Source organism: Phaeovulum sp. (assembly GCF_047638075.1).
GTDB lineage: Bacteria > Pseudomonadota > Alphaproteobacteria > Rhodobacterales > Rhodobacteraceae > UBA6197.
Genome location: NZ_JBLJBV010000024.1, coordinates 1 through 2,999, shown reverse-complemented (window position 1 = coordinate 2,999; position 2,999 = coordinate 1). Strand labels below are relative to the sequence as shown.

Here is a 2,999-nt window from a genome sequence, read left to right as displayed (position 1 = left end):
GGCTTTGGCGCGGCCACGGAAACCGGGCGCCGGTTGCAGGCGCTGGCCGCACCGCTGGATATTCCGCCGTTGGAACCGATCCCGCCGGACCATGTGCTGACCCGCACCTTTTATCTGCTCCAGGATTTTCCGGGCCGCTATTCGGGCCAGACCATTTGGGTCGAGGCCGCCCCCCCCGATGCCGAACTTGCCGAGGGGATGCCCTTTCGCAACCTCAATGACGGCGTGACGCCGGTGGTGATTGGCGGAAACGACTGGGCGTCGGCATGGGCGGTCGATGCGCGCGGCCTGCCGATGTTTCCGGTGGGGCGCGGGCAGGGCGGCGAGCGTCAGCGCGAGATTGCCTTTCGCTTTGGCGTCAATATCGTGATGCATGTGCTGACCGGCAACTACAAATCCGATCAGGTCCATGTGCCGGCGCTGCTGGAAAGGCTGGGGCAATGAGCGGGCTGAGCGTGATCTTTGCGCCGTTACTGGCCTGGCCCCTGATCTGGGCGGGCGCTGCGGTGGCGCTGGTGCTGCTGGCGGTCGCGCTTTGGCGGGGGCTGGCGGGGTGGGCGCTTCGGGCGCTGGCCGCCGGGGTGCTTTTGGTCGCGCTGGCGCAGCCCGCCGTTCAGCGCGAGGAAAAAACCCCGCTTTCCGATATCGTGCTGCTGGTCGAAGATCGCAGCGCAAGCCAGACCTTGCCCGGCCGCGCCGATCAGACCGGCCGCGCGGTGGCCGCGATGCAGGGTGAACTGGCCGCGCTGCCGGGGGTTGAAACGCGGCTGATCCGGGTAGGCGACGGCGCTGAAAACGCAGGCACGCTGGTGGCCACCGCCCTGGCCGAGGCACTGGCCGAAGAGCCGCGCGCGCGCGTTGCGGGTGCGATTGTGGTCACTGACGGGCAGGTGCATGACGCCGCCCTTGCGCCCGACATGCCCGCACCGCTGCATGTGTTGCTGACCGGCCAGCCCGACGATTGGGACCGCCGCCTGGTCATCCAGACTGCGCCCGCCTTTGGCATCATCGGTGAGCCGGTGTCGATACGGCTTCGGGTTGAGGATCAGGGTGCCGTGCCGCGCGGCACGCCCACGCTGGCCGACCTGACAATCAGCATCGACGGTGAACCCGCCAATACCTATCAGGTGCCCGTCGGTGAGGATATGGAACTGCCGTTGACCCTTAACCATGGCGGCCAGAACGTGGTGCAACTGACGCTGGCCCCGGTGGCGGGCGAATTGACAGACCGCAACAATGAGGCGGTGGTGCAGATCAACGGCGTGCGCGACCGGCTGCGGGTGCTTTTGGTTTCGGGCGAGCCCCACGCGGGCGAACGGACCTGGCGCAACCTTCTGAAATCTGACAGCGCGGTTGACCTTGTGCACTTCACCATCCTGCGCCCGCCGGAAAAACAAGACGGTGTGCCGGTGGCTGAATTGTCGCTAATCGCCTTTCCGACGCAAGAGCTGTTCGTTGACAAGATTGACGAATTTGACCTGATCATCTTTGATCGCTACCGCGCAAGGGGTATCCTGCCCGCCGTCTATTTTGACAATATCCGTGATTATGTGACCCGCGGCGGTGCCGTGCTGATTGCCGCCGGGCCCGAGTTTGCGACGGTGGAAAGCCTTTATCAGACCTCGCTGGCGGATATTCTTCCGGCGCGACCAACGGGCAAGGTGTTGGACGGGGCCTATCTGCCGCGGGTCTCGGCGCTGGGGGCGCGCCACCCGGTCACGGCCGCGCTGGAAGGCGCGCCGACCGATGACCCGGCCGCGCCGCATTGGGGCCGCTGGCTGCGCCAGTTGGACCTTGGCGGCGCGCGCGGGCAGGTGGTGATGGAGGGTGTCGATCACAAACCGCTTTTGGTGCTGGACCGGGCGGGCGAGGGGCGGGTGGCGCTGCTGGCCTCGGATCAGGCGTGGCTTTGGGACCGGGGCTATGAGGGCGGCGGCCCGCAACTGGAACTGCTGCGCCGGATTGCCCATTGGGCGATGAAGGAGCCCGAGCTTGAGGAAGAAGCCCTTTATGCAGAGTTGGAGCCGGGCAGCCTGACGCTGACTCTGGTGCGGCGCACGATGGCCGAAGCGGCAGGCCCGGTCGCGGTGACAGGCCCCGATGGACAAGACTATTCGGTGCCGCTGGAGGAAACCGCGCCCGGCCGCTTTACCGCCCGCTGGAGCGCACCCCAAGCCGGGCTTTACCGGCTGAAGCAAGATGATCTGGAACGGGTGGTGGCGATGGGTCCGGCCAGCCCACGCGAGTTTGAGGCGACGATCGCAGATGAGGCACCCCTGGCGGCAGCGATTGTGGCGGCGAACGGGTCTGCTTACCGCTTGTGGGACGGTGTTCCCGATGTGCGCGCAGTGCGCGCGGGCCGCGCCAGCGCCGGGCGCGGCTGGATCGGGATCACGCCGCGCGGGGCGTCGGCCACCACAGACATCACGGTTGCGCCACTGATGCCCGCGTGGGTTTGGCTTGTCCTCTCAGCAGCACTAAGCATCGCGGCCTGGGTGATCGAAGGGCGCGGCCGCAAACGCGCGGTTTGACCCAGATCAACGCGAGGTCAACAGAAATGTGGTTGTGGTGCACCTGAACCGCGCCGACTTCAGGCCGGCCATTCCTGCTGTGATAACAAGGGGTGTTCCGGGCTTGTCTGTCCGTTGCTAAGTTGCCAAAAAGATCGACGAAAACGCCTGGCCCAGAGACGGAAATACGGCACCCCAGCGTTTTGGAAACAACGGCTAAACGCTATAATTTTGTGAGGTACCATGACCGAACCCAAAGGTTACTCTGCTGCCCAGATCTGGCTTCACTGGGTTGTTGCTGGATTGATCGTGTTGCAGTTCACGCTGAACGGGGCAATGGCCCGTGCGTGGAACGCCTTTGAAAAGGGCGAACAGATAGCGTTCAACCCCATGGTGGCCCTGCACGTTTTTGGCGGCATCCTGATTTTGGCGCTGGTCGCGTGGCGGCTTGCGCTGCGGGCGCGTCGCGGGGCGCCACCGCCCCCCGCC

General features: G+C 65.7%; 3 protein-coding genes. All 3 read left to right on the top strand.

Features of this window, described 5'->3' with window-relative positions; all coding sequences use genetic code 11:
* A partial coding sequence (locus ACM62R_RS03825; RefSeq protein ID WP_415182739.1) for a DUF4159 domain-containing protein occupies positions 1-444 on the top strand: 444 nt, incomplete at its 5' end.
* A complete protein-coding gene (locus tag ACM62R_RS03820) occupies positions 441-2,531 on the top strand; it encodes a hypothetical protein (protein ID WP_415182738.1) in 2,091 nt (696 codons plus the stop codon). The genes ACM62R_RS03825 and ACM62R_RS03820, both read left to right, overlap by 4 nt.
* Before the next feature lie 222 nt (positions 2,532-2,753).
* Positions 2,754-2,999: cytochrome b (locus ACM62R_RS03815; RefSeq protein WP_415182737.1), on the top strand; the 246-nt coding region annotated here is incomplete at its 3' end.

Excerpts from the sequence above, each read along its gene's own strand:
- ACM62R_RS03820 (WP_415182738.1), top strand. The coding sequence starts at position 441 with ATGAGCGGGCTGAGCGTGATCTTTGCGCCGTTACTGGCCTGGCCCCTG.